Annotated in this window: 16 protein-coding genes; 9 read left to right on the forward strand and 7 right to left on the reverse strand. The window is 60.5% G+C overall.

Annotated features, from left to right (window positions below):
* Positions 1-117 precede the first annotated feature (117 nt).
* From trxA to ABGT73_RS13890, 3 genes are all read right to left on the reverse strand, one after another.
* The gene (gene trxA / locus ABGT73_RS13880) at positions 118-429 is read right to left on the reverse strand and encodes a thioredoxin (protein ID WP_346670236.1); all 312 of its coding nucleotides are present in this window, start codon (positions 427-429) and stop codon (positions 118-120) included.
* Between the two features lie 6 nt (positions 430-435).
* Positions 436-1,308 carry an NAD(P)/FAD-dependent oxidoreductase gene (locus ABGT73_RS13885; protein ID WP_346670237.1) on the reverse strand — a complete coding sequence of 291 codons (873 nt, stop codon included), beginning with the start codon at positions 1,306-1,308 and terminating at the stop codon, positions 436-438.
* 89 nt (positions 1,309-1,397) lie between these two features.
* Positions 1,398-2,888 (reverse strand): carboxypeptidase M32, encoded by a 1,491-nt coding sequence (locus ABGT73_RS13890; protein ID WP_346670238.1) that lies wholly within the window; start codon positions 2,886-2,888, stop codon positions 1,398-1,400.
* Between the two features lie 128 nt (positions 2,889-3,016).
* Here ABGT73_RS13890 and ABGT73_RS13895 point away from each other — a divergent pair, with 128 nt between their 5' ends.
* The 3 genes from ABGT73_RS13895 (at position 3,017) to ABGT73_RS13905 (ending at position 5,595) form a co-directional block, all read left to right on the forward strand.
* Positions 3,017-3,877, forward strand: a complete 861-nt coding sequence (locus tag ABGT73_RS13895; RefSeq protein WP_346670239.1) for a glycosyltransferase — start codon at positions 3,017-3,019, stop codon at positions 3,875-3,877.
* 30 nt (positions 3,878-3,907) lie between these two features.
* Positions 3,908-4,867: a zinc ribbon domain-containing protein gene (locus ABGT73_RS13900; RefSeq protein ID WP_346670240.1), complete on the forward strand. Its 960-nt coding sequence runs from the start codon at positions 3,908-3,910 to the stop codon at positions 4,865-4,867.
* A gap of 185 nt (positions 4,868-5,052) precedes the next feature.
* Entirely contained in the window at positions 5,053-5,595 is a 543-nt protein-coding gene (locus ABGT73_RS13905; RefSeq protein WP_346670241.1) for a hypothetical protein, read from the forward strand.
* Between the two features lie 141 nt (positions 5,596-5,736).
* Here ABGT73_RS13905 and ABGT73_RS13910 read toward each other — a convergent pair whose 3' ends face one another.
* Positions 5,737-7,524: an aminopeptidase P family protein gene (locus ABGT73_RS13910; protein ID WP_346670242.1), complete on the reverse strand. Its 1,788-nt coding sequence runs from the start codon at positions 7,522-7,524 to the stop codon at positions 5,737-5,739.
* Positions 7,525-7,729: 205 nt separating this feature from the next.
* On the opposite strand from ABGT73_RS13910, the gene ABGT73_RS13915 reads away from it, so the two are divergent.
* Both ABGT73_RS13915 and ABGT73_RS13920 read left to right on the forward strand, forming a co-directional pair.
* A complete protein-coding gene (locus ABGT73_RS13915; protein WP_346670243.1) occupies positions 7,730-9,001 on the forward strand; it encodes a GTP-binding protein in 1,272 nt (423 codons plus the stop codon).
* Positions 9,002-9,382: 381 nt separating this feature from the next.
* Complete coding sequence (locus ABGT73_RS13920; RefSeq protein WP_346670244.1) at positions 9,383-10,360, forward strand: GTP-binding protein; 978 nt, start codon at positions 9,383-9,385, stop codon at positions 10,358-10,360.
* A 310-nt stretch (positions 10,361-10,670) separates the two neighbouring features.
* Here ABGT73_RS13920 and scfB read toward each other — a convergent pair whose 3' ends face one another.
* From scfB to ABGT73_RS13935, 3 genes are all read right to left on the reverse strand, one after another.
* On the reverse strand, positions 10,671-12,104 hold the full coding sequence (scfB, locus tag ABGT73_RS13925) for a thioether cross-link-forming SCIFF peptide maturase (RefSeq protein ID WP_346670245.1): 1,434 nt from the start codon (positions 12,102-12,104) through the stop codon (positions 10,671-10,673).
* Between the two features lie 81 nt (positions 12,105-12,185).
* Positions 12,186-12,332, reverse strand: coding sequence for a six-cysteine ranthipeptide SCIFF (gene scfA, locus ABGT73_RS13930; protein WP_007047982.1), 147 nt, complete (start codon positions 12,330-12,332; stop codon positions 12,186-12,188).
* 543 nt (positions 12,333-12,875) lie between these two features.
* A complete protein-coding gene (locus ABGT73_RS13935; protein ID WP_346670246.1) occupies positions 12,876-14,060 on the reverse strand; it encodes a hypothetical protein in 1,185 nt (394 codons plus the stop codon).
* A gap of 163 nt (positions 14,061-14,223) precedes the next feature.
* Between ABGT73_RS13935 and ABGT73_RS13940 the strand changes: the two genes are divergently transcribed.
* From ABGT73_RS13940 to ABGT73_RS13955, 4 genes are all read left to right on the forward strand, one after another.
* Positions 14,224-15,999 (forward strand): hypothetical protein, encoded by a 1,776-nt coding sequence (locus ABGT73_RS13940; protein WP_346670247.1) that lies wholly within the window; start codon positions 14,224-14,226, stop codon positions 15,997-15,999.
* A gap of 106 nt (positions 16,000-16,105) precedes the next feature.
* The gene (locus ABGT73_RS13945) at positions 16,106-16,948 is read left to right on the forward strand and encodes a sulfide/dihydroorotate dehydrogenase-like FAD/NAD-binding protein (protein ID WP_346670248.1); all 843 of its coding nucleotides are present in this window, start codon (positions 16,106-16,108) and stop codon (positions 16,946-16,948) included.
* Positions 16,949-16,950: 2 nt separating this feature from the next.
* Positions 16,951-18,354: an NADPH-dependent glutamate synthase gene (gene gltA, locus ABGT73_RS13950; protein ID WP_346670249.1), complete on the forward strand. Its 1,404-nt coding sequence runs from the start codon at positions 16,951-16,953 to the stop codon at positions 18,352-18,354.
* A gap of 575 nt (positions 18,355-18,929) precedes the next feature.
* Positions 18,930-23,963 (forward strand): LPXTG cell wall anchor domain-containing protein, encoded by a 5,034-nt coding sequence (locus tag ABGT73_RS13955; protein ID WP_346670250.1) that lies wholly within the window; start codon positions 18,930-18,932, stop codon positions 23,961-23,963.
* The last annotated feature ends 148 nt before the right edge of the window (positions 23,964-24,111 follow it).

Genomic DNA, 24,111 nt, shown 5'->3' on the forward strand with positions numbered 1-24,111 from the left:
TGGAGTTTCTTTGACTGATTTCCCTGCAAAGGCTGGCTGCGGAGTTTTCCGCAGTTATAGTCTTACGGGTTAAAAGGTTGGAGTTTCTTTGCCTACTTTCTTTGCAAAGAAAGTAGGTTACAGCACCGTGCCCAGCCAATGCATGAGGGTCACTTTGGGCATAAATCCCACCTGGCGGGCGACGGGCTGGCCGTTCTTGAGGACCACCAGCGCCGGAATGCTGGAAATGCCGAACTGCTGGGCCAGGGCCGGGTTCTCGTCCACGTCGATGCCGTAGAACAGCGCCTTGCCCTCCAGCTCCTCGCTGGCCGCCTCCAGCACCGGGGCCAGCATCCTGCAGGGATTGCACCAGGTGGCGTTGAAATCCAGCACCGCCACGTCGGCGGCCTGGGCCTGGGTCAGATCATTCTTGTGTACTTCGTGTACCATTGTGCATTACTCCTTTGCGCTCTGCTTGCGGGCCGCCAGGTACGCCACCGCCGATAAGGCCGCCACGTTGCCTTCGCCCGCCGCTTTCACATACTGATAGGGCAGCCCCACCGCGTCGCCGCAGGCAAAACAGCCCGGAATGTTGGTCTCCATCTTCGCGTTCACCGCCACGTGCCCGCCGGAACCCTCCAGCCCCGGTACCAGCTGGGTGGGCGCCATGGCGTCCCGCAGCAAAAACACTCCGTCCACCGGGTACGCCCCGCCGTCGGTGTGCAGCGCCGTCACCAGCGTTTCGCCGACCACCGCTGTGGGCTTCTCCCGGATGACCTGCACCGTGGCGGGCAGGTCGGGCGTCCCTTCATACAAGGGCAGGTAGAGCACCGTCGCCGCCACCTCGGCAAGATAGGCGGCCTCCGGCTCGGCGGCCGGACTGGACCCGATCACCGCCACCCGCTTGCCCCGGTAAAGGGGCGCGTCACAGGTGGCGCAGTAACTCACCCCGCGGCCGAGATACTCCTCCTCGCCGGGCAGCGGCTTGCCCTGCACCACACCCGTGGCCAGGATCACCGCTGTGGCCTCGTAGGTTTCGCTGGCCGTCTGGATGGCAAAATAGTCCCCCATGGCGTACACCGCGTTCACCCGGGCCTCGGTCACCGTCACGCCCATGGCGTCCAGATGCCGCTGGAACGCCGCCCGCAGCGCCTCGCCGCTGATGTCGGGCAATCCCGGATAATTGCGGATCGTATGGGCTTTGCCGATCTTGTCGCTTAAGTTCTTGCTGCCAAACAGCAGCACCGGCTTGCCCCGCAGACTGGCGGTGATGGCCGCCGACACCCCCGCGGGCCCGCTGCCGATGATGGCAATCTCTGTACGTGCCATAGGATACCTCCTGTTTTCCAAATTCCTACTATAATAGTATATAATGCTTTGCCCGATTGCAAGTCCTCCGCTGTGAACAAACTGTAAATTTACAGCTTGTACAGGTCGGTGTACTTGGCCTTCAGGTAGTCGGTGAAGTAGCGGGGGTCAAAGTCGCCGCCGCACAGGCTCTTCACCAGCCAGGCCGGTTCCTTGGAGCAGCCGTACTTCCACAGCCGGTCGCAGAGGGCGTTTTTCAGCGGCTCCAGGTCGCCCGCCGCCCACTGGGCGTCCAGGTCCATGGTCTTGCGCAGGTCGGCGATGGCCTGGGCCCCGTAGGCGCTGCCCAGGGCGTAGCTGGGGAAGTAGCCGATGTCGCCCATGGCCCAGTGGATGTCCTGCAGGCAGCCGTGGCCGTCGTCCGGCACATCCAGGCCCAGGTACTCCTTGTACCTGGCGTTCCAGGCCGCCGGCAGGTCCCTGACCGCCAGCGTGCCCTGGATCATCGCCTTCTCCAGCTCGTAGCGCACCATGATGTGCAGCGCGTAGGTCAGCTCGTCCGCCTCGGTGCGGATCAGCCCCGGCTCCGCTCGGTTCACCGCCCGCCAGATCTCCTCCTCGGAAACGTCGGCCAGCTGGGTGGGGAAGAGCTCCCGCAGGGTGGGGTAGAGGCAGTGCACAAAGGCCCGGCTCCGGCCCACATAGTTCTCAAACAGCCGGCTCTGGCTCTCGTGCAGGCCCATGGTGGAACCGCCCGTCACCGCCGTGTAGTCCAGCTCCGGCGCGATGTGCCGCTCGTAGAGGGCATGGCCGCCCTCGTGGGCCACGCTGTAGAGGTTGGAGAACATATCCCGGGGCATATAGTGGGTGGTGATGCGCACATCCCCCCGCCAGAATTCCGTGGTGAAGGGGTGCTCGCTCTCGGCCAGCAGACAGTGCTCCGGCTCGAGGCCCCACAGCTCCATGATTTTTTCGGAGACCTTCTTCTGGGCGTCCAGCGGCCAGTCCTGGTCGAGGAAGTCGGTGCGGATGGGGGCGCCGTGGTCCCGGATGGCCGCCAGCAGCGGCACAATGGTGGCCCGCAGCGTGGCGAAGAACTCGTCGCACTGGGCGATGGTCAGGCCACGCTCGTACCGGTCCAGCCAGACCTCGTAGGGGTCGCGGTCGGGGGCAAAGTACCGGGCCTGGGCCCGGCGGGCCGCCACGATCTTTTCAAGAAACGGCGCAAACAGCGCAAAATCGTTGGTGCGCTTTGCTTTCGTCCACACCGGGATGCTCTGCTGCACCAGCTTGGTGAAGGCCGCGTACTCGGCGGCGGGAATTTTTGCAATCTCGTCGTACTGCCGCTGCAGCTCCCGTACCTCGGCGGTCTGCTGGTCGTCCTCGGCGTCCGTCGCCGCCTGCCGCAGCAGCGCGGCGGTGTCCTCGTTCACCAGCAAATCAAAACTGGCCCGGCTCAGCACCTCGCAGGCCTCCGCCCGGCCGTCGGCGCCCCCCTCCGGGGCCACCGTCTCGGCGTCAAAATCCACCACGTTCAGCGCATACCGGTAGGCATACAGCTGCTTTTCCAGCGCCCGCAGGCGCACAATCGAGTCTTTCATGGGATGTACCTCGTCCTTTGTAAAATTGTGTTGCTGTCTGCTATTCTACCACAGTGCGGCAGAATTTTCCATTGTCACGGCGGCGAATTTATGGTATTGTGATAGTAACAAAAAGGAGGCGTGCCGTTATGCCGCAGGATTCGCCGCTGGTCAGTATCATTGTACCCATTTACAACGCCCAGGATCACATTGCCCGGTGTCTGGAGAGCATCCGCCGCCAGACCTACCGCAACCTGGAGATCCTGCTGCTCAACGACGGCAGCCAGGACGTGAGCCTGCAGGTCTGCCAGATGTATGCCGGGGTGGACAAGCGCATCCTGCTCATTGACAAGGCCAACAGCGGGGTGGCGGCCACCCGCAACCTGGGGCTGCAGTTCGCCACCGGGGACTATCTCCAGTTCGTGGACGCCGACGACACCCTGATGCCCAATGCCACCGAACTGCTGGTGGACCGGGCCACCCGGTCGGACGCCGACCTGGTCATCGCCCACTACAACCGCATCACGCCGCCCCGCCCCCGCAGCGAGGAGGCGGAAGCCCGCCGTCCCCGGCCACCCCGCCCCGACAAGGTGCAGACCTTCGGCTTCCTGCTGGAAGGCCCCATGACCAAGGAACAGTTCGCCGCGGGACTCATGCAGGAACCGGCCAGCTTCTACTACGGCGTCATGTGGAACAAGCTCTACCGGGCCGACATCGTCCGTGCCCATGAGGACGTTGTCTGCGCCGAGGAACTGGACTGGTCGGAGGACCTCTACTTCAACCTCAGCTACATCCGCTATGCCCAGAAGTTCTACGCCCTGTCCACCCCCGTCTACAACTACTACAACACCCCCGGCAGCGCCGTGCACACCGTGCTGAACCCGGTGAACGTGGTGGCCACCCGGGCCACCCTCTTCAACTACTACAAGGAACTGTACGAACATCTGGGCCTGTACGAGGAGTACAAGCCCCAGATCTACAAATACCTGGTGGCGATGGCGGAAAGCTGACGCCGCCCCACCCCGAAAGGAGTGTCTGCCATGAAACGCTGTCCCAAGTGCGGGGCCGTCAGCCGCCGGCCCGGCGAAAAATTCTGCTCAAAGTGCGGTGCGCCTCTCTCGGAGGTGCCGCCCCAGGCCCCCGGCTGGCCGCCGGAATCCTTTGTGCGCCGCAAGCGCGGGGTGGTCGTGCTGACGGTGGCCGCCGTGGTGGTGCTCATCCTGGTGCTGTGGGTGGGGGCCTTCCAGCTGTTCGGCCGCTCCGCCCAGCCCGCCGACGCCCCGGCGACCGTCACGGCGGAGAGCGCCGCCGCCACCGCCGTTCCCGGCGAGGCCGACCGCCTCTACCTGGAAAACCTCACCGAGGTGCCGGGGCTGCGGATCACCGTCAACGGGGTGGAGACCACCTTCGCCGCCGCCGAGGACGGCCGCCTCTACCTGGACCGGAGCGTCCTGACCCAGACCGACACCCTGCTGCGGGCCATCCAGCCCCAGGGCGACAGCTACGAGACCTCCCTGGCCCTGGTGTCCAAGCCCAGCAACCCCACGGCCTCCTTCGGCACCATGACCCCCTGCGACGCGGAAGGCTACAACGACCCCGATGAAGCCTACCTGGACGCCATGCTGTCGGTGTACTACCGCTCCCAGCTGCAGGCCTTCAACTCCCGCAAGGTGGAGGACCTGCGGTTCTCCAGCGACCTCAACGGCCAGAGCTGGGAGGGGGATATCACCCAGGGCGCCTACGACGCCGTCCAGTACAACCTGGATACCTCCGACATGACCTTCTCCACGGCCGGGCTGGCCTACGGCGACCACAAGGTCACGCTGAACGCCGCCGGACAGTGGACCGGCGTCAACCGCAACACCGGCGAAACGGAATCCGGCACCGACTATATGACCATCCAGGCCATCTGGCGGGATGGCATCTGGCAGGTGGACCGCTGCGTGCCCTGCAGCCAGGAGGATTACGAAGCGGGTGTACTGCAAATTTCTTCCCATTGAAACGACCGCCAGGGGGCGGGGCTTCGGCCCCGCCTCTTTTTTGTTCACAGAAAGTTTTGAATTTTACTACTTGACTTAGTCAACCGATGGGACTATACTTGACATTGTCAAGCGGGAACACCGCGGGACACAGAGAATGCATTCCGCCCGCTGCGGCGGGCCAACCTCAGAAAGGGGCATACATGATGAGCAAGCTGAATGATTTTATGAAGATTCTGACCGGGCATTTCAACAACAAGGCCCAGTATGACGCCAAGGCGGGGGAGAACTTCCCCTATGCGGAGCATGTGAACACGGCCTGCAACGACAAGATCACCGGGCTGCCGGCGGATTTTGCGGGGGTGTTCATGGTGGAGGAGAGCTATTTTACGTCGAACGGCAACACCCATGCGGCGCCCCATCTGTTCCTCTTCACGGAAGAAGAGGACGGCGTGCGGCTGACCAGCTATGATCTGCCGGCGGGCTATGACAAGGACAGCTTCACCTATGCCAACATGAAGCCGGTGGCCTACGCGGACCTGAAGCCGTCGGCGAAGTTCACCCCGGCCTTGTACAGGGAGAAGGACGGCGTCTGGGAGGGCGGCAGCGTGTCGATGTTCAGCCCGGTGCTGAAGTTCACGCTGTTCGAGCGGTTCAGCGCCGATGTGCTGGAAGTGTCCGAGAGTATGGAAGTCAACGGCAAACGCACCTTCGGTTTTGATGAGCCCATCCTGTACAAGCGGGTGTGAGTGTGTTGTGTGTTCCTTCTTTGCAAAGAAGGAACCGAAGAAATTCCAAACAAAAATATCCCGAGGGGGTACCCCCTCGGGATATTTTTAATTAGAGTTCTTTTGGTTCTTTTCTTGCAAGAAAAGAACGCACAAAGCGCATCACCGCCCGATGGGCGCGCACTTGTTGGCCAGCCAGGTCTTTTCCTCATCGGTCAGGCGGGGGGCCAGCGTCTCGTACACATGCTTGTGGAAGGCGTTCAGCCAGTCGATCTGCACCCGGGACAGCTCATCCACGATCACCGGCGTGGTGTCGATGGGCACCACCGTCAGCGGCGTGAAGCCCAGCCAATGGCCGTACTGGTTGTCGCCCAGGTCGATGCACTCCAGCTCATTCTCGATGCGGATACCCACCTCGTCGGTCTCATAGATGCCCGGCTCGTCGGTGATGGTCATGCCCGGCTTGAAGATGACGGGATTGTTGGGCCGCAGACTCTGGGGGCCCTCATGCACACCGGAAATGAATCCCACACCGTGGCCGGTGCCGCAGCGGTAATTCACCTTGTGTGCCCACACGGGACCCCGGGCAAAGGTGTCCAGCGCAAACCCCGTGCAGTAATCCAGGAAAACCGCCCGGGCCATGTCGATGTGGCTCTGCAGCACCCAGGTGTAATACTTGCGCTCGTCGTCGGTCAGGGACCCCACCGGATAGGTCCGGGTGATGTCGGTGGTGCCGCAGTCGTACTGGCCGCCGTTATCCACCAGCAGGAACCCGCGCCGCTCGATCTTGCTGTTGACCTCGCCTTCGGCATGGTAATGCATCATCGCCGCGTTGGGACCCCAGGCCGCAATGGTGGAGAAACTGTCCTCAAAATAACCCGGCTGCTCGGCACGGCGCTTCTGCAGCATCTTTTCAATGTCGGTCTCGTAGAGCTCCTTGCCCTCGGCCAGCGCCTTCTCCAGGTCCATCTCGAACCGGACCACCGCCACGCCGTCCCGGATATGGCATTCCCGGATGTTCTTCAGCTCCACCTCGTTCTTCACGCCCTTCAGCGCAAAGATGGGATCGGTGCCCGCTACCGTCTTGTAGGCCGACAGCGCCGTGTACAGGTCAAAGTTGGTGGCCTTCTCGTCCACCAGGAACACCTCGCCGGCATCCACCTTGCTCACCGCGTCCAGCAGATCGCCGTAGCCGCGGATGGCCACGCCGTTTTCCGCCAGCGTGGCGGCGTCGGCGTCAGTCAGCCGTCCCGGCGCCACAAACAGCGTGCAATCCCTGGAAGTCACCAGCGCATAGGCCACCGCCAGCGGCGTGCAGGGCAGATCCCGCGCCCGCAGGTTCAGCAGCCAGCCCACGCAGTCAAGACCCGTCACGGCCAGCGCCGTGGCACCGGCTTTCGCCAGCTCTTCCCGCACCCGGGCTACCTTCTCCGCCGCCGTGGCGCCGGTCTGGGCCACCGTCAGCAGCTGGCAGGGGGTGTCGGGCAGCGCCGGACGCTCGCCGGTGGCATCCCAGATGGGGCTGGCCACGTCCTGGCTCTTCAGCGAAGCACCGTTCTTGGCAAGAACATCGGCATACTCGTGGGCCAGGTCCGCCGGCACACAGCTGCCGTTCAAAAGCAGCGTCTCCCCGGCTTTTACATGGGCCGCCAGGTACTCCGCCACCGTGGGCACCCCCGCCGAACCGGCATGCATGCACTCGATCTCGGTGCCCGCCAGCTGCTTGTCCGCCTGGACATAGAACCGGCCGTCACACCACAGCGCAGAACCCTCCTGGGTCACCACCAGGGTGGAATTCTCGCCGGTGAAGCCGGAGAACCACGGCAGGGCATTGTAGTAGGCCGGCAGATACTCGCTGCAATGCGGGTCGCTGGTCATCAGCAAAACGGCGTCTGCGCCCGCGGCTTTCGCGGCGGCACGCAGCGCGGCAATCTTTTCATTGGTTGTCAACGTTCAACACTCCCTTGTATCTTAACTTGTTTTCATCATACCACGTTTTACTGAAAGGTCAAGCAGCCCGCAATATTTGCAAAAAGTTCAAAAAAATACCCCCCCAAATGCCCCGAAACCCCTTGACGCGTTTGTTATAATGGTATTAGCAGTTAGTGTTTGCAACTGCCAGAACCAACCAATTCAGCGAAACAGAGGTGCCATCATGGCAGAGAACAAGACCAAAATTGATATTTTTTCCGGCTTTCTGGGCGCAGGCAAGACCACGCTCATCAAAAAACTGATTCAGGAATGTTTTATGGGCGAGAAAATCGTCCTGATCGAAAACGAATTCGGTGAGATCGGCATCGACGGCGGCTTCATGCGGGAGGCCGGCATCCAGGTCAACGAACTGAACTCCGGCTGCATCTGCTGCTCCCTGGTGGGCGACTTCCGGGAAGCTCTCAAGAAGGTCGTGGAGACCTACCACCCCGACCGCATCCTCATCGAGCCCTCCGGCGTGGGCAAACTGTCCGATGTGACCCGCGCCGTGGAAGGCGTGGCCGAGACCCTGCCCGTCATCCTCAACAGCTTTGTGACCGTCGCCGACGTGAACAAGGTCAAGATGTATATGAAGAACTTCGGCGAGTTCTACGATGACCAGGTCAGCCACGCTTCCTGCATCATCCTCAGCCGCACCGGCAACGCCAGCGAGAAGAAGATCGCCGACGCCGTGGCCCTGCTGGCCGAAAAGAACCCCACCGCCACCATCGTCACCACCGACTGGACCGCCCTCACCGGCAGCCAGATCGTCTCGGTCATGGACGGCAAGCGGGACCTGGTGGCCGAGCTGCTCAAGGAGGCCCGCGCCGCCAACGAGGCCCATGCCGGCGAGGAGGAACACCACCACCATCACCATCATCACGACGGCGAGGAGCATGAGTGCTGCCATCATCACGATCATGACGAGGAAGAGCACGAGTGCTGCCATCATCATGACCATGACGAGGAGGAGCATGAGTGCTGCCATCATCACGATCATGACGAGGAGGAGCATGAGTGCTGCCATCATCACGATCATGACGAGGAAGAGCACGAGTGCTGCCATCATCATGACCACGACCACGAGGAGGGCGAGTGCTGCCACGATCACGCGCATCATGAGCACCACTACGACGAGCACGGCGTCTGCAGCTGCGGGCATCATCACCACGACCACGACGCCGACGAGATCTTCACCAGCTGGGGCCGCGAGACGGCCCACAAGTTCAGCCATGCGGCGCTGGACGAGGCCCTCACCAAGCTGGACAGCGGCGATTACGGCATGATCCTGCGGGCCAAGGGCATCGTGGACGGCGGCGCCGAGGGCTGGCTGGAGTTCGACATGGTGCCCGGCGAGCACGAGATCCGGTCCAGCACCCCCGATGTCACCGGCAAGCTGTGCGTCATCGGCTCGGAGCTGAAAGAGAGCGAGCTCGCGACGCTGTTCGGCCTGTAAGCCCTCAAAGAAGGGAACAGTCCCGCACGGCGGTGCCTAACGGGCCTATTCCCCCCTTTGGATATACGGGTTGCGGTGCCCGCATCGTGCAGCACGCCTTGGGGCGGCGTTTGCACTCTGCGACCGCGGCCCCTGTTCCGCCGCGCTAATTCTGCCGCAGGCAGCGCGCGGCTTCACAGCTCTCGACAAAATTTTGCCCAAAACCGCGCACTCGTCGCGGGCTCCTCGCACACAATTTTGAGCAAAATTTCCCTGTCGGTGTCGCCGCCGTCGGCGCACTGCGCCCGCAGGCGCGTTTCGTAGGCCAACCGCTGCGCAGCAGCGGCTCTTGGGCCGGAGATGTCCGCCGGCGGCGACGGTTTCAACAGAAAGGATACTACTATGGCAAGACAGATTCCGGTCTACCTGTTTGTAGGCCAGCTGGAGAGCGGCAAGACCAAGTTCATCCAGGAGACGATGGAGGACCCCCAGTTCGATTCCGGCGACAAGACGCTGCTGCTGGTCTGCGAGGAGGGCGAGGAAGAGTACGACCCCGACCGCTTTGCCTTCGGCGGGGTGCATGTGGCCCAGCTGGAGGACAAGAGCGAACTGACCAAAGAAAACCTGGAAGCGCTGGAGAAAAAGTCCGGCTGCGGCCGCGTCATCATCGAGTACAACGGCATGTGGCTGATCCAGGACCTGTACGACGCCATGCCGGACAACTGGCTGGTGTATCAGTGCCTGGCCACGGCGGACGGCACCACCATCAAGACCTACGCGGGGGATAACGCCATGCGGTCCCTCTTGCTGGACAAGCTGCGGGGCAGTGAGCTGCTGGTGGTGAACCGCGCCGAGCACGTCAACGACGACGAGAGCCGCCAGCTCATCCACAAGCTGGTGCGGCAGGCCAGCCGCCGCTGCGATATTGCCTACGAGTTCGCCGACGGCAGCGTGGCCTACGACGACATTCCCGACCCGCTGCCCTTCGATGTGAACGCGCCGGTCATCGAGATCCCCGAGGAATTCTTCGGCATCTGGTATATGGACTGCATGGACGACGCCAAGAAGTACGACGGCAAGACCGTGAAGTTCCTCGCCCAGGTCTGCCAGACCAACCGGGCGGGCAAGGGCAGCTTTGTGCCCGGCCGCTTCGCCATGACCTGCTGTGTGCAGGACATCCAGTTTGTGGGCTTCCCCTGCAAGTACGACGACTACAAGAACCTGGAACAGCGCAGCTGGATCACCCTGACCGCCAAGGTGAACGTGAAGTACCATCCCATCTACCAGGGCCAGACCCCCGACGCCACCGGCCCGGTGCTCACCGCCCTCAAAGTGGAGCCCGGCGAAAAGCCCAAGGACGACGTGGTTATGTTCAGCTGAACGAGGGGACTGTTCTTTTCTTGCAAGAAAAGAACCAAAAGAACTCTTAATGAAAAATATCCCGAGGGGGCTTTGACCCCCTCGGGATATTTTTGTTGAGATTTTTTGGCTCTTCCTCGCAAAAAGAACAGCCCATGCTGCCGACCATTTCCCGGCGGGGTCAAGACCCCGCCCTACTGGTTCATTCCTGTGTGTTCCCTGTTTGCAGGGAAGAACCGGGACTTCCCATAAAAATATCCCGCAGGGATTACCCTGCGGGATATTTTTGTTTGGAGTTTCTTCGGTTCCTTCTTTGCAAAGAAGGAACAAATCACTCGCAGCCGTCGCAGTCGCTCTCATACTGCACGGCGTTGCGGGTCAGTTCCGGGTCGAGGCGCTGGGCCACCTGGATCATCAGCGCGCATTCCATCCGCTTGCGGAACACCTTGCATCCGTACTCGTAGGTGCCGTGAATGTCGCCGGTGGCGTGCAGCGCGTTGGCCGCGCAGCCGCCCGCACAGTAGAGCCGCGCCCAGCAATCCTTGCAGTCGGGGCGGGCATACACATTGCACAGCTTGAACTCATCCCGCAGGGCGGTGTTGGTCACGCCGTCCCAGACGTTGCCCAGCTTGTATTCCGGGTCGCCCACAAACTGGTGGCAGGGATACAGATCCCCCCAGGGCGTCACCGCCATGTACTCGGTGCCGGAACCGCACCCCGAGATCCGCTTGTAGATGCAGGGGCCGTGTTTCAGGTCCAGGATATAATGGTAGAAGGTGATGGGCTTGCCCGCCTTCTGGCGGCGCAGCATGTCCTTGGCCAGCAGCTCGTACTGGTCGAACAGCTTGGGCAGGTCCTCCTCGGTGAGGGCTTCCGGCGAATCGGGGGACGCCACCACCGGCTCCATGGACAGTTCCGTGAAGCCCAGATCGTCCGCCATATGAAACAGATCTTTCGTGAAATCCACGTTGTGATGGGTAAAAGTGCCCCGCATGTAATAGCCCTTGCCGCCCCGGGCCTTGACCAGCTTCTGGAACTTGGGCACGATGCGGTCATAGCTGCCGTTGCCCGCCAGGTCCACACGGAACCGGTCGTTCACTTCCTTGCGGCCGTCCAGCGACAGCACCACGTTGTAGCATTCCTTGTTGGCCCACTCGATGACCTCGTCGGTGATGCCGATGCCGTTGGTGGTCAGCGTGAACCGGAAATTCTTGCCCGCCGCCTTCTCGATGCTGCGGGCGTAGGCCACCAGCTGCTTGCACACCTCAAAGTTCATCAGCGGTTCGCCGCCGAAAAAGTCCACTTCCAGGTTGCGCCGGGTGCCCGAATGGGCGACCAGGAAATCCAGCGCCTGTTTGCCGGTCTCGAAGCTCATCAGCCCCGCCTCGCCGTGGAACTTGCCCTGGGCCGCAAAGCAATAGCTGCAGTTCAGGTTGCAGGTGTGCGCCACATGCAGGCAGAGCGCCTTCACCACGTTGGAACGGTTCTTGAAATCAAAGGCATAGTCGGCGTAGGCGTCGGGGGCAAACAGCTTGCCTTCCTTCGTCAGCTCGTCGATGTCGTCCAGGCAGTCCCGGATATCGGCGGGGGTCACGTCGGCGCGGCCCGCGTACTTCTTCTCCAGCGCCGCGGCCGTCTCCTCCCGGCTCTTGCCGCCGTCGATCAGGGCAATGGCGTCATAGGCCACCTCGTCCACGGCGTGCACGCTGCCGCTGAACACGTCCAGCACGATGTTGTAACCGCCCAGTTTGTACTGATGGATCATGGAAAAACTCCTTGTAAAATAACCATAGAAAATGCCGGGCGACCCATGGGCTGCCCGGCACGATTGCCAGATGGGAAAAAATCAGTCCTCAGCCTTCTCGCAGGGCTGGTTCGCGATGCCGCAGCTGGTCTTGCAGGCGCTCTGGCAGGAGGTCTGGCATTCGCCGCAGCCGCCGTTCTGGAGGCTCTTCACCATGTCGCGGGTCTCGAGAGTCTGAATGTGCTTCATACAACAGTCACTCCTTTGCACAATTTTGATTGTTCTTATTGTACACGTATCCCGGACCCTTGTCAAGCAGCCGCCCGCGCCTCCACGAGGGGATTGTGGAAAACTTTTCCTCCAAAACCCGCTGCCGTGGGATTTCCACCGGGTTTTCCACAGTTTCAACAGAAAAAACCGGTGAGTTTTCCACCTTTTCCACAGGGTTTTCCACAATTTCAACGTGGATAACCCCTTTACACAGTGGATAACGGCCTGGAAATATACGGAACGTTTGTTCCTTGTTCCTTCTTTGCAAAGAAGGAACCGAAGAAACTCTGACCGCAAAACCCGTGGAAGGGCGGCTCCCGGGCGGTGCGCGGCATGCCTTTACAGGGCGGCAAGGGAAGAGGCCTTTGCAAAGAAGGAACTGAAGAAACTCCAAACATGGATACCGCGAAGTTTCGGGCGGCGGGAAGATGCTGGCACGCCTTTTCCGGGGCAGCACGGTCCGCCGGCAGCGATAATTCTAAAAAGAAAAAGCCTCCCTTTCGGGAGGCTGTAACCGTATTGTCAGTGCCGCCGCCGGTGGGAGACGAACAGCGCGCAGCTGAAGATCAGGAAGAAGATGGCCACCGCCGCCACGATGAGCAGCACCAGTTCAAAGATCTTCACGTTGAAGTGGCTCTGCAGCGTCTGGGTGGCGTCCTCGATGGCCGCGCTGGTGCTGGAGGTGGTGCTGGACACACCGCTCTCCGCCGCCGACAAGGCCGCCGAAGCCGCATCGCTGTCTCCCAGGGCCGCCAGGGCGTCGGCCAGCGCCTGGCCGCCCATGGCTACCAGCCGGTTGTTGGTCTCGCTCTTCACCTTCTCGCCGTTCACCGCCCCCGACAGGTACTCCGCCAGAAGATCGGTGGCGCCCCGCACGGCCGGGGCGTAGCTCTCGTCGATGGTCCAGCCGCTCACCGTCCACATGTCGTTCATGTAGAAGAGCAGCTGCATGCCGGAATCCGACACAATGGCGTCATAGACCGTGTCCGCAAAGGAGGCGGCCGAGGTGTCCACCGTGCCGAAACTCAGCGAGATGAACTGATAGGCCCGGTCATAGTCGGTGAGGCCGTCGTAGTAGCTGCGCAGCGCGTCGGCAATGTCGGTGTCCTTGGTGAGCTGGGACCCCACCACCACCGAGTCCAGGTCCGCCCGCAGGTCCTGGTCGCCGAACCGGCTGGTGGAACCGTCGTCGTCAATGTTGAAGGTGGCCCGCATGGCCTGGGCGTAGCCCGCCGCGTCGCTGGCCTGCCCGTAGTAGGCCTTGGCCAGCTCCATGCAGTCGCCGCCCCAGCTGCCCGTGATGGGAATGCCGTTGTACACCAGGTTCATCGACGCCAGCAGATGCCCGAAGTCGATGCCCTGGCCATTGGGCAGCGTCACCGTGTTCATCCCCTGCAGCGCCGCCAGGTCGGCGTCATTCTGGGACACATAGCTCTCAAACTCGGTGTCCCGGGCGCCGGCGGTCAGCTGCCACATGGTGGTATTGTAGTCCCCGGTGCGGGTGTAGGAGAGCGTCAGCAGGATGGGGTCGGCGTCATGGTCCGCCGCATAACTTACCGCCAGGTCCTGCAGCCGGCCCAGGCGGTCCAGCGTTTCGTCATAGTCCGCCGCCGCAGCGCGCGGGGCAGCCCAGAACAACAGGGCCGCCAGCAGTCCCAGCAGCGCCAGCAGCCGGGACGGTCGGATCGTGTGGGAATACGTGGTCAAGCACCTCCATGGTTGTTTCTAATTTGTAACCTTTATAGTATACCATACCGGCAGGGCCTTTGTCACGAAATTTTTGTGAAAGGCGCAGAACCTCCCGCCCCCTTTACTTGAAGCCGGCCCTGCCGTATAATGGCTGTAACAATCATAACGGAGGACACCCACCATGACAAGGGGTAAAAAATACCAGGGCTGGCTGCTGGTGGCCGCCCTGTTCCTGCTGTGCACCCTGGTGTACGGCCTGCTCAGCAGCTATCCCCGGGAACTGGCCGTCTACAGCGACGAGGTCCGCTATCTGGACATCGCCCGCAGTCTGTGGCAGGGCCGCGGCCTGCGGGTGCGCAACATGCCCAGCGATTACCAGAAGATCCTTTACCCCCTGTGCATCCTGCCCGCCCTTCTTTTAAAAACCACCGCCGCCCAGATCACCGCCATCGGCTGGCTGAACGCCGCCTGGGCTTCCAGCGCCGTCTTCCCGGCCTGCGCTTTGGCCCGGGCCACCGGCCAGAACCGCCGCCGCACCGCCTTCCTCGTGGCCGTCACGGCGGTGCTGCCCACCCTGTCCGCCTGCGCTACCTTCATGAGCGAGACGGTCTTCCTGCCCCTCTCCCTGTGGCAGGTCTATTTCCTCTGGCGCGCCATGGCCGCCGCCCCCCGGGCCCGCATCGGATGGAGCGCCCTGGCCGGGGCCTGGTGTTTTCTGCTCTATTTAAATAAAGAAGTGGCCCTTTACTACCTCATCGCCTGGGTGCTGCTGCGCCTCTGGGTCACCGCCCACGACCCCCGCAGCTGGCGGGGCGAGCTGGCCGGGGTGGCCGCCCTGCTGGGGGCCTTCCTCGTCTGCTTTGTGGCCGCCAAACTCACCCTCTTTGCGGGGCTGGGCAACTCCTACAACCAGACCGGCTGGCTCACCGCCGAGCAGTGGGCCTTTTTGCCCTTTGCGGTGGTCTGCGACCTGCTCTTCACCGTGCTGGCCTTCGGGGTCTTCCCGGTGCTGGTGCCGCTGACCGCGCTGCGCCGCCCCCGCCCCGGCACCGACCCCCGCCGCACCCAGCTGCCGCTGCTTCTGCTGCTGGCCTTGGGGCTGGGTGTGGGCGTCGTGGCCTGGAGCATCACCGTGCGGGAGGACCTGGGCTCCGATTCCCCCCGCCAGCACATGCGCTACCTGGAACCGCTGCTGATCCCTTTGCTGCTGGTGACGTTGGACGCCCTGGACGGCGCCCTGACACCGCTGCGTCGCCGGGTGCTGGCGGGGCTGACCGCCCTGTGGGGGCTGGGCTTTCTCGTCTTTTGCCGGGATATCGGCCCCGGCGCCGGGGACAACACCTTTTTGCAGTGGTTTGACTTTGTGGCCGACCGTCTCGACCGTCTGCCGGTGCTGGGCTTTTCCGGCTGGTTGCTGGTGTGGCGGGCCGTCATTGTGGCGGGGGCCGCGGCTCTGGGAGTGGCTCTTGTACGGCGCAAAGCCCGCAAACCTTTGGCCGCGGCGGCCCTGGTGCTCTGCGTGCTTTGCTACGCCGGGGAATGGCGCATCAACCGCTGGACCTACGGCGTGGAGGAGAGCGCCGTGCAGGCGGCCAGCGCCCTCAACGATTCCCTCAAAACCCTGGAGGGCACGGTACTGTTCATCCCGGACGGCGTGCGCCAGCGGGACAGCCAGCTCATCGACACCTACGTGGACCGGGATGTCTACCTCTGCGAGTATGAGACGCTGGCGGCGGGGGGATTGCTGGACGACGGCGTGCTGGACCTGGGGACCGAAAAGCCCGGCCCCGAGTACCCCGGCCGCCCCTACGAGGACCTGACAGAGGCCGACTGGATCCTGGTCTCCGACGGCGTGCCGCTGGATACGGCGGGGCTGGAACCCTCCGGCATCCAATGCCCGGCGGGGTATACCCTGTGGCGCAACCCCCACCCCGACCGGGTGACCTTCACCGGGTGAAAATCATCGAATTTGCAAAGGTTGGCCGCCTCTTCGTTCTTTACAAGGGGGACCAAATACGGTACAATGAAACCAACCAAAACTACTTACGAAGGAGAGGATCGCTTTGTTCACCATCCTGAAACGGCGGGAACTGAACCCCACCGTCACCGAACTGTGGATCCACGCCCCGCTCATTGCCAAAAAGGCGAAGGCCGGACAGTTCATCATCGTGCGCCCGGGAGAAAATTCCGAGCGCATTCCGCTGACCATCGCGGGCTATGACCGGGAGGCGGGCACCGTCTCCATCATCTTCCAGGTGGTGGGCGCCGGTACCATGGAGCTGAACGCCCTCAAGGAGGGCGAGGCGGTCCATGACTTCGTGGGCCCCCTGGGCAAGGCCACCGAGATCGAGGGCCTGAAGAACGTCTGCGTGGTGGGCGGCGGTGTCGGCTGCGCCATCGCGCTGCCGGTGGCCCAGGCGCTCCACGCCCAGGGCACCCGGGTGACCGGCATTGTGGGCTTCCGCAACAAGGACCTGGTCATCCTGGAGGATGAGTTCCGCGCCTGCTGCGACGACTTCATCATCATGACCGACGACGGCTCCTACGGCGAGAAGGGCGTTGTCACCGCCCCGCTGGAAGCCAAGATCAACGAGGGCGCCAACTTCGACGAGGTCATTGCCATCGGCCCGCTGATCATGATGAAGTTCGTGGTCAAGACCACCAAGCCCCACAACGTCAAGACGGTGGTGTCCATGAACCCCATCATGGTGGACGGCACCGGCATGTGCGGCGGCTGCCGCCTGACGGTGGGCGGCAAGACCAAGTTCGCCTGCGTGGACGGCCCCGACTTCGACGGCTTTGAAGTGGACTTTGACGAGGCCATGCACCGCGGCACGATGTACAAGCCTTTTGAGAGCCACGCCCGCGAGGAAGAGTGCAATCTGCTCAAACAGGAGGTGCAGTGATCATGCCCAACATGGACCCGAAAAAGTGCCCCATGCCCAGCCAGGACCCCAACGTCCGCAACAAGAATTTTAAAGAGGTAGCCCTGGGCTACACCGCCGAGATGGCGGTCACCGAAGCCCAGCGGTGCCTGCAGTGCAAGAACCATCCCTGCCGTTCGGGCTGCCCGGTGGATATCGATATCCCCGGCTTCATCGCCCACGTGGCCAAGGGCGAGTTCGAGGAAGCCTACAAGGTCATCGCCCAGTCCAGCGCGCTGCCCGCTGTCTGCGGCCGCGTCTGCCCCCAGGAAAACCAGTGCGAAGGCAAATGCGTCCGTGGCATCAAGGGCGAACCGGTGGGCATCGGCCGCCTGGAGCGGTTCGTGGCCGACTGGTACCGGGAGAACGTACATACCAAGCCGGAAAAACCCGCCTCCAACGGCCACAAGGTGGCTGTCATCGGCGCCGGTCCCTCCGGCCTGACCGCCGCCGGCGACCTGGCCAAGATGGGCTACCAGGTCACCATCTATGAGGCCCTCCATGTGGCGGGCGGCGTGCTGATGTACGGCATCCCCGAGTTCCGTCTGCCCAAGGACATCGTCCAGCACGAGGTGGAAGGCCTCAAGGAGCTGGGCGTGGATATCGAGTGCAACATGGTCATGGGCAAGGTGCTCACGGTGGATGAGCTGCTCAACGAATACGGCTTCGAGGCCGTCTACATTGCCTCCGGCGCCGGCCTGCCCCGCTTCATGGGCATCCCCGGCGAGAGCCTCAACGGCGTCTACTCCGCCAACGAGTACCTGACCCGCGTCAACCTGATGAAGGCCTACCTGCCCGATTCCCACACCCCCATCATGAAGTCCCGTGCCGTGGCCGTGGTAGGCGGCGGCAACGTGGCCATGGACGCCGCCCGCTGTGCCAAGCGGTTGGGCGCCGAGACGGTCTACATCGTCTACCGCCGGGGCATGGCCGAACTGCCCGCCCGGAAAGAGGAAGTGGAGCACGCCGAGGAGGAAGGCATCATCTTCAAGACGCTGACCAACCCCGTGGAAGTGCTGGGCGACGAGAACGGCTGGGTCCGCGGCATGACCTGCGTGGAGATGGAACTGGGCGAGCCCGATGAATCGGGACGCCGCCGTCCCATCGTCAAGGAGGGCAGCGAGTTCGAGCTGGACGTGGATACCATGATCATGGCGCTGGGCACCAGCCCCAACCCGCTGATCCGTTCCACCACCCCGGGCCTCGAAGCGGACCGCCACGGCTGCCTCATCACCAACGGCCCCGACGGCCTCACCAGCCGCCCCTTCGTCTATGCGGGCGGTGACGCCGTCACCGGTGCGGCCACCGTCATTCTGGCCATGGGCGCCGGCAAGGAAGCCGCCAAGGCCATCGACAAGGCTATCAAAGAAAAATACGGCGAAGCCTGACCGGTTTTGCAGTTTTGCATCCCCCGCGCCTTCCGGCGCGGGGGATTTTGCATATACAGGGGCAAAAATAACGAAAAAATAGTTATGTTGCAAAACTCCATGTACACGGTGTCAAAAGATCCGAACGGGCGTACTTTTATAAGAGCCGTGGCGCGGGAATTTGAATAAAACGGGGGCGGGCGGCGCGCCGGGGGACGGGGCGGGCCGCCTGTTTTTGCGCTTTCTTTTTGTGGAAACTGTCAAATCGACGCAGGGACGCTTGATTTGAAAGGAGGCTTGTGCTATTATAGTCACGCAACTTTTTATATGTATCATTATACTTTCGGTGGACTGGGCGCATCCGGCCTTATCCGGGCAACGAGAATGGGAACCGATCAGCCGGCGGACTTTGCGGCCCGCATGGCAACAGAATATAAGTTTCGTTGCATAAAAATAACCGCGCCCTCTGCCAAGACCGCCTGCCGGGCGAAAGCCCGCTGCAGGCCCGTGCTCCTTTCAGGCTGCGCAGGCCGCCCCAACGGGTTGTCTGGGCTCATATACGTCAGAAGATCCAATGGTAAGGAGGAATTTACACCATGCGATTTTGGAAGAAACGACTCCAACGTGTGGCCGCGATGGTATGTTCGGTAGCGCTTGTTGCCAGCATGATGCCCACCGCCGCCTTTGCGACGGAGCCGGAACCCACCCCGACGCCGGAACCGACCCCGGTCGTCGAAACGACCCCGACGCCGGAACCGAGCGAAAGCCCGGAAAGCACCGATGCGACGGTGACCACGCCTGCGCCCGGCACGGACGCGGACAGCACCGCTGCGCCCAGTGAGGAGCCCACCGAGACCCCGGATGGCTCCCCTGCGCCCAGCGAGGAGCCCACCGAGACCCCGGACGGCTCGCCTGCGCCCAGCGAGGAACCCGTGGAAAGCCCGGAACCTTCCGGGGAACCGGCGGACGCTGCCACTGCGCCCAGTGGGGAGACCACGGACAGCACCACTGTGCCCGGTGAGGAAGGCACGGAGACTACGGACAGCACCACTGTGCCCAATGCGGAAAATGTGGAACAGCAGGTGTCCGTCCCGCAGACGCTGAAGGCAGCCGATGCCGTGCCATTCAATGTCGAAGAAAAAGCTGCCGACCATGTAGGGCTTGGCGAAATTTATGCCGATGCGGAGAATCGCATTTTCCTGACCCTAAGTGATGGTGATGAAGCTTCGGCCCCTTTACAGACGGGAACATTTATCATTCAGTTGGATGGGGAAGAACTGGCAAGGGTTACAGTTTCAAATTTGCCGGCATACAGCCTGTTCTTAAATATCAATGCTGTTGAGTATCAAGTGGAGGCTTGGGGGGACTCGAGTAATATTACGGTAAGTAAAGACGACGCATTCGATCGCCGAGGCTACAAGATTTCAAATCTTACCCCGCGTATAGATACAGAGTATACGGTTACTGTCAATTTTACAGCGCCTGCCGTAAAAGATCACGATGCAATTGTGATTCAAGATAACGAGAATTTTTACGGTACTTTTTATTGGACCAAGGGCACTGCGACGGCAGATGATTTTGCGCGTCCGATCAAGGTGTATGTAGATGATGCGCTCAAGTATGATGGGACTATCCAGACTCCGAAAGACTTGAGCCAACTTGAGTACTGGTTTGAGGCAAATTTGGAAAAGTACACAAGCGAAGTACGCATTGATAGCGATGACTTGGACCAATACACGAGGAAGAATGTCACAGTATATTTGACTACTAAGTGCCCTTGCGGTAAAGAAAACTGTCAATGTGCTGGTAGTTGTGATTGCATCTCGGATTGTAATTGCCCGGAGTGCGTCCCTGTAGAGGGAGAGGATATGATCGTTACTCCCTACGGTACGATCACATATGATGATGATGCCGAAGGCGTCAAGGTGAAGATGTCGGTGGAAATTTATGTCAATGGGGAATTGGCAACCACGACAAAACAATTCACAACTACAAGTGCGGTGCATGGCAGCTTGGGCTTTAGCGCAAATGAAGCACATGGTTACCATTTCTTCGCCGTCGGTGAAGCGAAAAATAGTTATGATCTGCTTTGCAAAAAATATGGTGAAACGGAATATCAACACAATAGATCCAGTTGGTATCCTACAAAAGGCGATGAGCGTATTGTCTTTGCTAATGTAACGGACGAAGAAGACTATATTCTGCGCATCTATACATGGACATTTGATAACTACACAACTTTGGATGTCGGTTTCAGAAATGGAACCAATAGTGATGTGACGGGTTACTATATTTCTTATGTGGCCCGTGACCCGAAGACGGGTGAAGATCGTGTTTACTCTTACCCTGCTACATCCTTTGAGGTAACACAGCCACAAATCATTCCCTTCGGCCGTGAAGTTACTTTGACGGCACAGTGCGTGTCGGGCAAAGAAGTTACAACGTGGAGAGCCGAAGCTTATGGTTATACGAATTTGCTCATTTATGGTGAACGTGGAGGCAATGGTCCTAAAGTTGCGCCACAAGATGGATACGGTAATGCGGTTACCATAATCCCGTATGGCTCTACGGTTCGGGAATTGGTAAATATCTATATCGTTGAAACTGGAAACGCGGCTCCTGAGAAGTACCACGACGGCGACCCCATTCAGATCAAGGTCTATCTGAAGGATAAAGACCACGACGTTACTGAAACGTGGAAGCAATACATTACACTGAGCGACGATACCAAGACACAGAAGCTTGAGTACAAGTATAACAAAGATACGAGAGTAATCGACGCTACGTATCAGTACGAGATCTACAATTGTGCCGACATCAGCATGGCGGCCAACACCGGTTATACCGTGCAGGCGGTGAAGGCTAATCTTGTCTATGGACAAGAGGGCAGCGACGGAATTACTGCGAAGAAGCTGGACAATGTGCAGGGCGGCTCTACAGTCGAGATTTATCTGGCCCCCGCCTATACGGTCGAGTATTATGTGGGCGGAAATGACACTGAGTCCGACGAATATACAGACGCTAAGGTCTACTCTGTAGATAAGACTGAATTGACGGCTGGCGGCACGGTGCCGAACGAGGACAATACGTCGGATGAGGACAAAAACCATGACGCTCAGGGTATGCAGAAAGAGTACCCTGTCACGTGGAAAGCAGCCATCAATGATACCATTACGCTGGTGGGTGCTACCGGCCTGAACGCCTGGTATCCCAAGTGGGATGAGACGAGCGGCACGGTTGACGGCAATAAGCTGGACACTACGTTGAAGCTGGCTACGATTCTGGCTGACACCGAGGGCGCTATTTACACGGTTAATGGCAACGTCATCAAGTTCTTCGGCGAGACCGCGAACGAAGGCGTTGATTTGACGAAGTCTATTGTCAGTGTCAAGCGTGGCGAGACGACTTTGACGGAGAATGATATTCCGGCTACGCTCAAAGTCGACGACGTGGTGACCTATCAGGTTGAAGTCGAGAACACCGGCAACGTGGCGCTGTCTGGTCTGACTATTACCGATACTCTCACTGCACGGGGAGCCGAACCCAAGAATCTTGCCGATGATAGCGGCGAGTTTGCTTGGAAGCAGGAAGCGGGCAACTGGATCGGTACAGTCAGCAATGTTGAATTGGCTGCAAGCGAAACCAAGACGTACAAGTACACCTACACCGTAGACGATGCGGATAAGGGCAAGACTATCAACAACGCGGCAGAAATCGCAGGCAAAGATCCCGAAGATCCGGAGGACGGCGACGAGACCAAGACCGAGGTCGAAAACCCCGATGTGACGGTCACCAAATCGCTGACTGCAATCACCCGCAACGGCGAAGAAGTTACTACCATTAATGCCAACACTGAACTCAAAGTCGGCGACGAGATCACTTACGAGATCAAAGTCAAGAATACTGGCAATGTCAATTTGTCCGGCCTGACTGTTACGGATGAATTCAGCGGCTATGCCAAACCGGGCGATATTCAGGAAAGCGGCAACCCGGTGACAAGTGCTGTCTGGCAGGAGGGCAAAACGGACACTGACCCGAATTGGACCCTTACGATTGACGATATCGACCTGGATGTTAGAGAGAGTAAGACCTACACCTACACCTACACCGTCAATCAGGCGGACGCGGACAAGAACCTGACCAATACCGCAGCCGTGACCGGCGATGAACTCGACCCGGATGACCCCGATGATGAGGGCAAAGACGAGCGCCCGGTCAAGGACGACGGCGACATCACCCTGCAGCCCGCCGACATCACCATCTATATGGGCGGTGAAAAAGGCTATACCGGCGTTGTAGATGGCGAGGGCAATATTGTCCAAAACGGCAACGGCAGCGAATCTCTGCCCGAACCCGGCTTCTACTTCACGCTGCCGGATGAGATCAACCAGGAGCTGAGTGCGGCGCTTGGCGAAGATCCCGATGCGGCCGTCGATCTTTCGAAATATATCACGGTCACGGCTATGGCCAATGACGATAAGCCCCGTACCTGGACACTGAAACAGTACGGTGCCACTACGTCCACCGCACTGATCGGTGAAGGCGAGGCACAGCGCGCGCACTTTGTGTATGAAATCGAACCGGCAAAAGGCCAGGATCCTATCCGCGTACAGTTTACCCATGATGGCAAAACGATCGTCAGCGATGAATTTGACGTTACAAATGCCCTGTACGAAGAGTACGGAATGTCGCTCTACCTGGGCGGAGTTGATCCCAACACCATCGCGTTTGTGATCACCATTCCGGCATCGGACGGCGGCTCTACGCCTGCCAAGACCTACTACTGCGGTTTTAAGGAGTCGGAACCTGCGACCCTGACTGTGCGCTATGCTTCTGATGCGCATACCACCACCAAGGCAGTGACCAGCGAGAATGATCTGAATCCGGATACCTTCGGCGTAGTGGTTGGGAGCAAACAGCTTTTCAATATCAACCAGAAGGACGAGGGCGCGGACGGCGTCGATGTGACGGCTAAGGATGTTTCCCTCTTGGTGGACAGCCTTGTTGGCGGTGAGGACTACGCCTACACGAGCGAACTGTATAGTAAGGCTGTTACGGCCGCAGGATTCAAAAGCAGTGGCGTGTGGGGCCAGTACCTGGATCTGGTGGACGCTGAAAACGGCAATGCCTGGCTGACCCCGGAAGGCGAAGTCACGGTCTTCTGGCCGTACCCCGCAGATGTCACTAAGGACACCGGAACGATTAAGCTCTACCACTTCGAAGGTCTGGACCGTGACATGGCGACCGGCAATGTGATGGCTGAAATCAAAAATACGGATGCTGTTGAGGTGCCAATCACCAGACTGGATGATGGCTTCACCTTCAAAACCTCCAGCTTCTCGCCCTTCGTGCTGGTGCAGGATACCACCCAGCCTTCCGGCGGGGAGGATAAGCCCTCCGGCGGCGACGACGGCAACAACGATAACAACAACAATAACACCAACACCAACAACAATACCACCACGGTCAATGTGACCAGCACCGCTGCGGCCCAGCCTCAGGCTGCCACGGCGGCGATCCCCCAGACCGGCGACGCTATGCCGGTGGGGCTGCTGGGCGGTCTGGCAGCGGCTGCCGCTGCCGGGTTCGCGGCTCTGTTTGTGATCCGTAAGCGCAAGCAGAACGGCTGATCCTGCCGCAGCACATTTTCCAAGGCATTCCGGGCCGGAGCCTCCGCAAGGGGGCTCCGGCTCTTTTTTGCGGTTGGTTTGCCAAATGTTGTCAGGACAACGTACAGGCCGGGCGGAATTGGGTATAGTAGGAGCGCTGAACGCACAT

The organism is uncultured Subdoligranulum sp. (genome assembly GCF_963931595.1).
Lineage (GTDB): Bacteria > Bacillota > Clostridia > Oscillospirales > Ruminococcaceae > Gemmiger.

Bases quoted from the DNA above. Each gene is read 5' to 3' on its own strand.
- trxA (WP_346670236.1), bottom strand. From the start codon at position 429: ATGGTACACGAAGTACACAAGAATGATCTGACCCAGGCCCAGGCCGCC.
- ABGT73_RS13885 (WP_346670237.1), bottom strand. From the start codon at position 1,308: ATGGCACGTACAGAGATTGCCATCATCGGCAGCGGGCCCGCGGGGGTG.
- ABGT73_RS13890 (WP_346670238.1), bottom strand. From the start codon at position 2,888: ATGAAAGACTCGATTGTGCGCCTGCGGGCGCTGGAAAAGCAGCTGTAT.
- ABGT73_RS13895 (WP_346670239.1), top strand. From the start codon at position 3,017: ATGCCGCAGGATTCGCCGCTGGTCAGTATCATTGTACCCATTTACAAC.
- ABGT73_RS13900 (WP_346670240.1), top strand. From the start codon at position 3,908: ATGAAACGCTGTCCCAAGTGCGGGGCCGTCAGCCGCCGGCCCGGCGAA.
- ABGT73_RS13905 (WP_346670241.1), top strand. From the start codon at position 5,053: ATGAGCAAGCTGAATGATTTTATGAAGATTCTGACCGGGCATTTCAAC.
- ABGT73_RS13915 (WP_346670243.1), top strand. From the start codon at position 7,730: ATGGCAGAGAACAAGACCAAAATTGATATTTTTTCCGGCTTTCTGGGC.
- ABGT73_RS13920 (WP_346670244.1), top strand. From the start codon at position 9,383: ATGGCAAGACAGATTCCGGTCTACCTGTTTGTAGGCCAGCTGGAGAGC.
- scfB (WP_346670245.1), bottom strand. From the start codon at position 12,104: ATGATCCATCAGTACAAACTGGGCGGTTACAACATCGTGCTGGACGTG.
- scfA (WP_007047982.1), bottom strand. From the start codon at position 12,332: ATGAAGCACATTCAGACTCTCGAGACCCGCGACATGGTGAAGAGCCTC.
- ABGT73_RS13940 (WP_346670247.1), top strand. From the start codon at position 14,224: ATGACAAGGGGTAAAAAATACCAGGGCTGGCTGCTGGTGGCCGCCCTG.
- gltA (WP_346670249.1), top strand. From the start codon at position 16,951: ATGCCCAACATGGACCCGAAAAAGTGCCCCATGCCCAGCCAGGACCCC.
- ABGT73_RS13955 (WP_346670250.1), top strand. From the start codon at position 18,930: ATGCGATTTTGGAAGAAACGACTCCAACGTGTGGCCGCGATGGTATGT.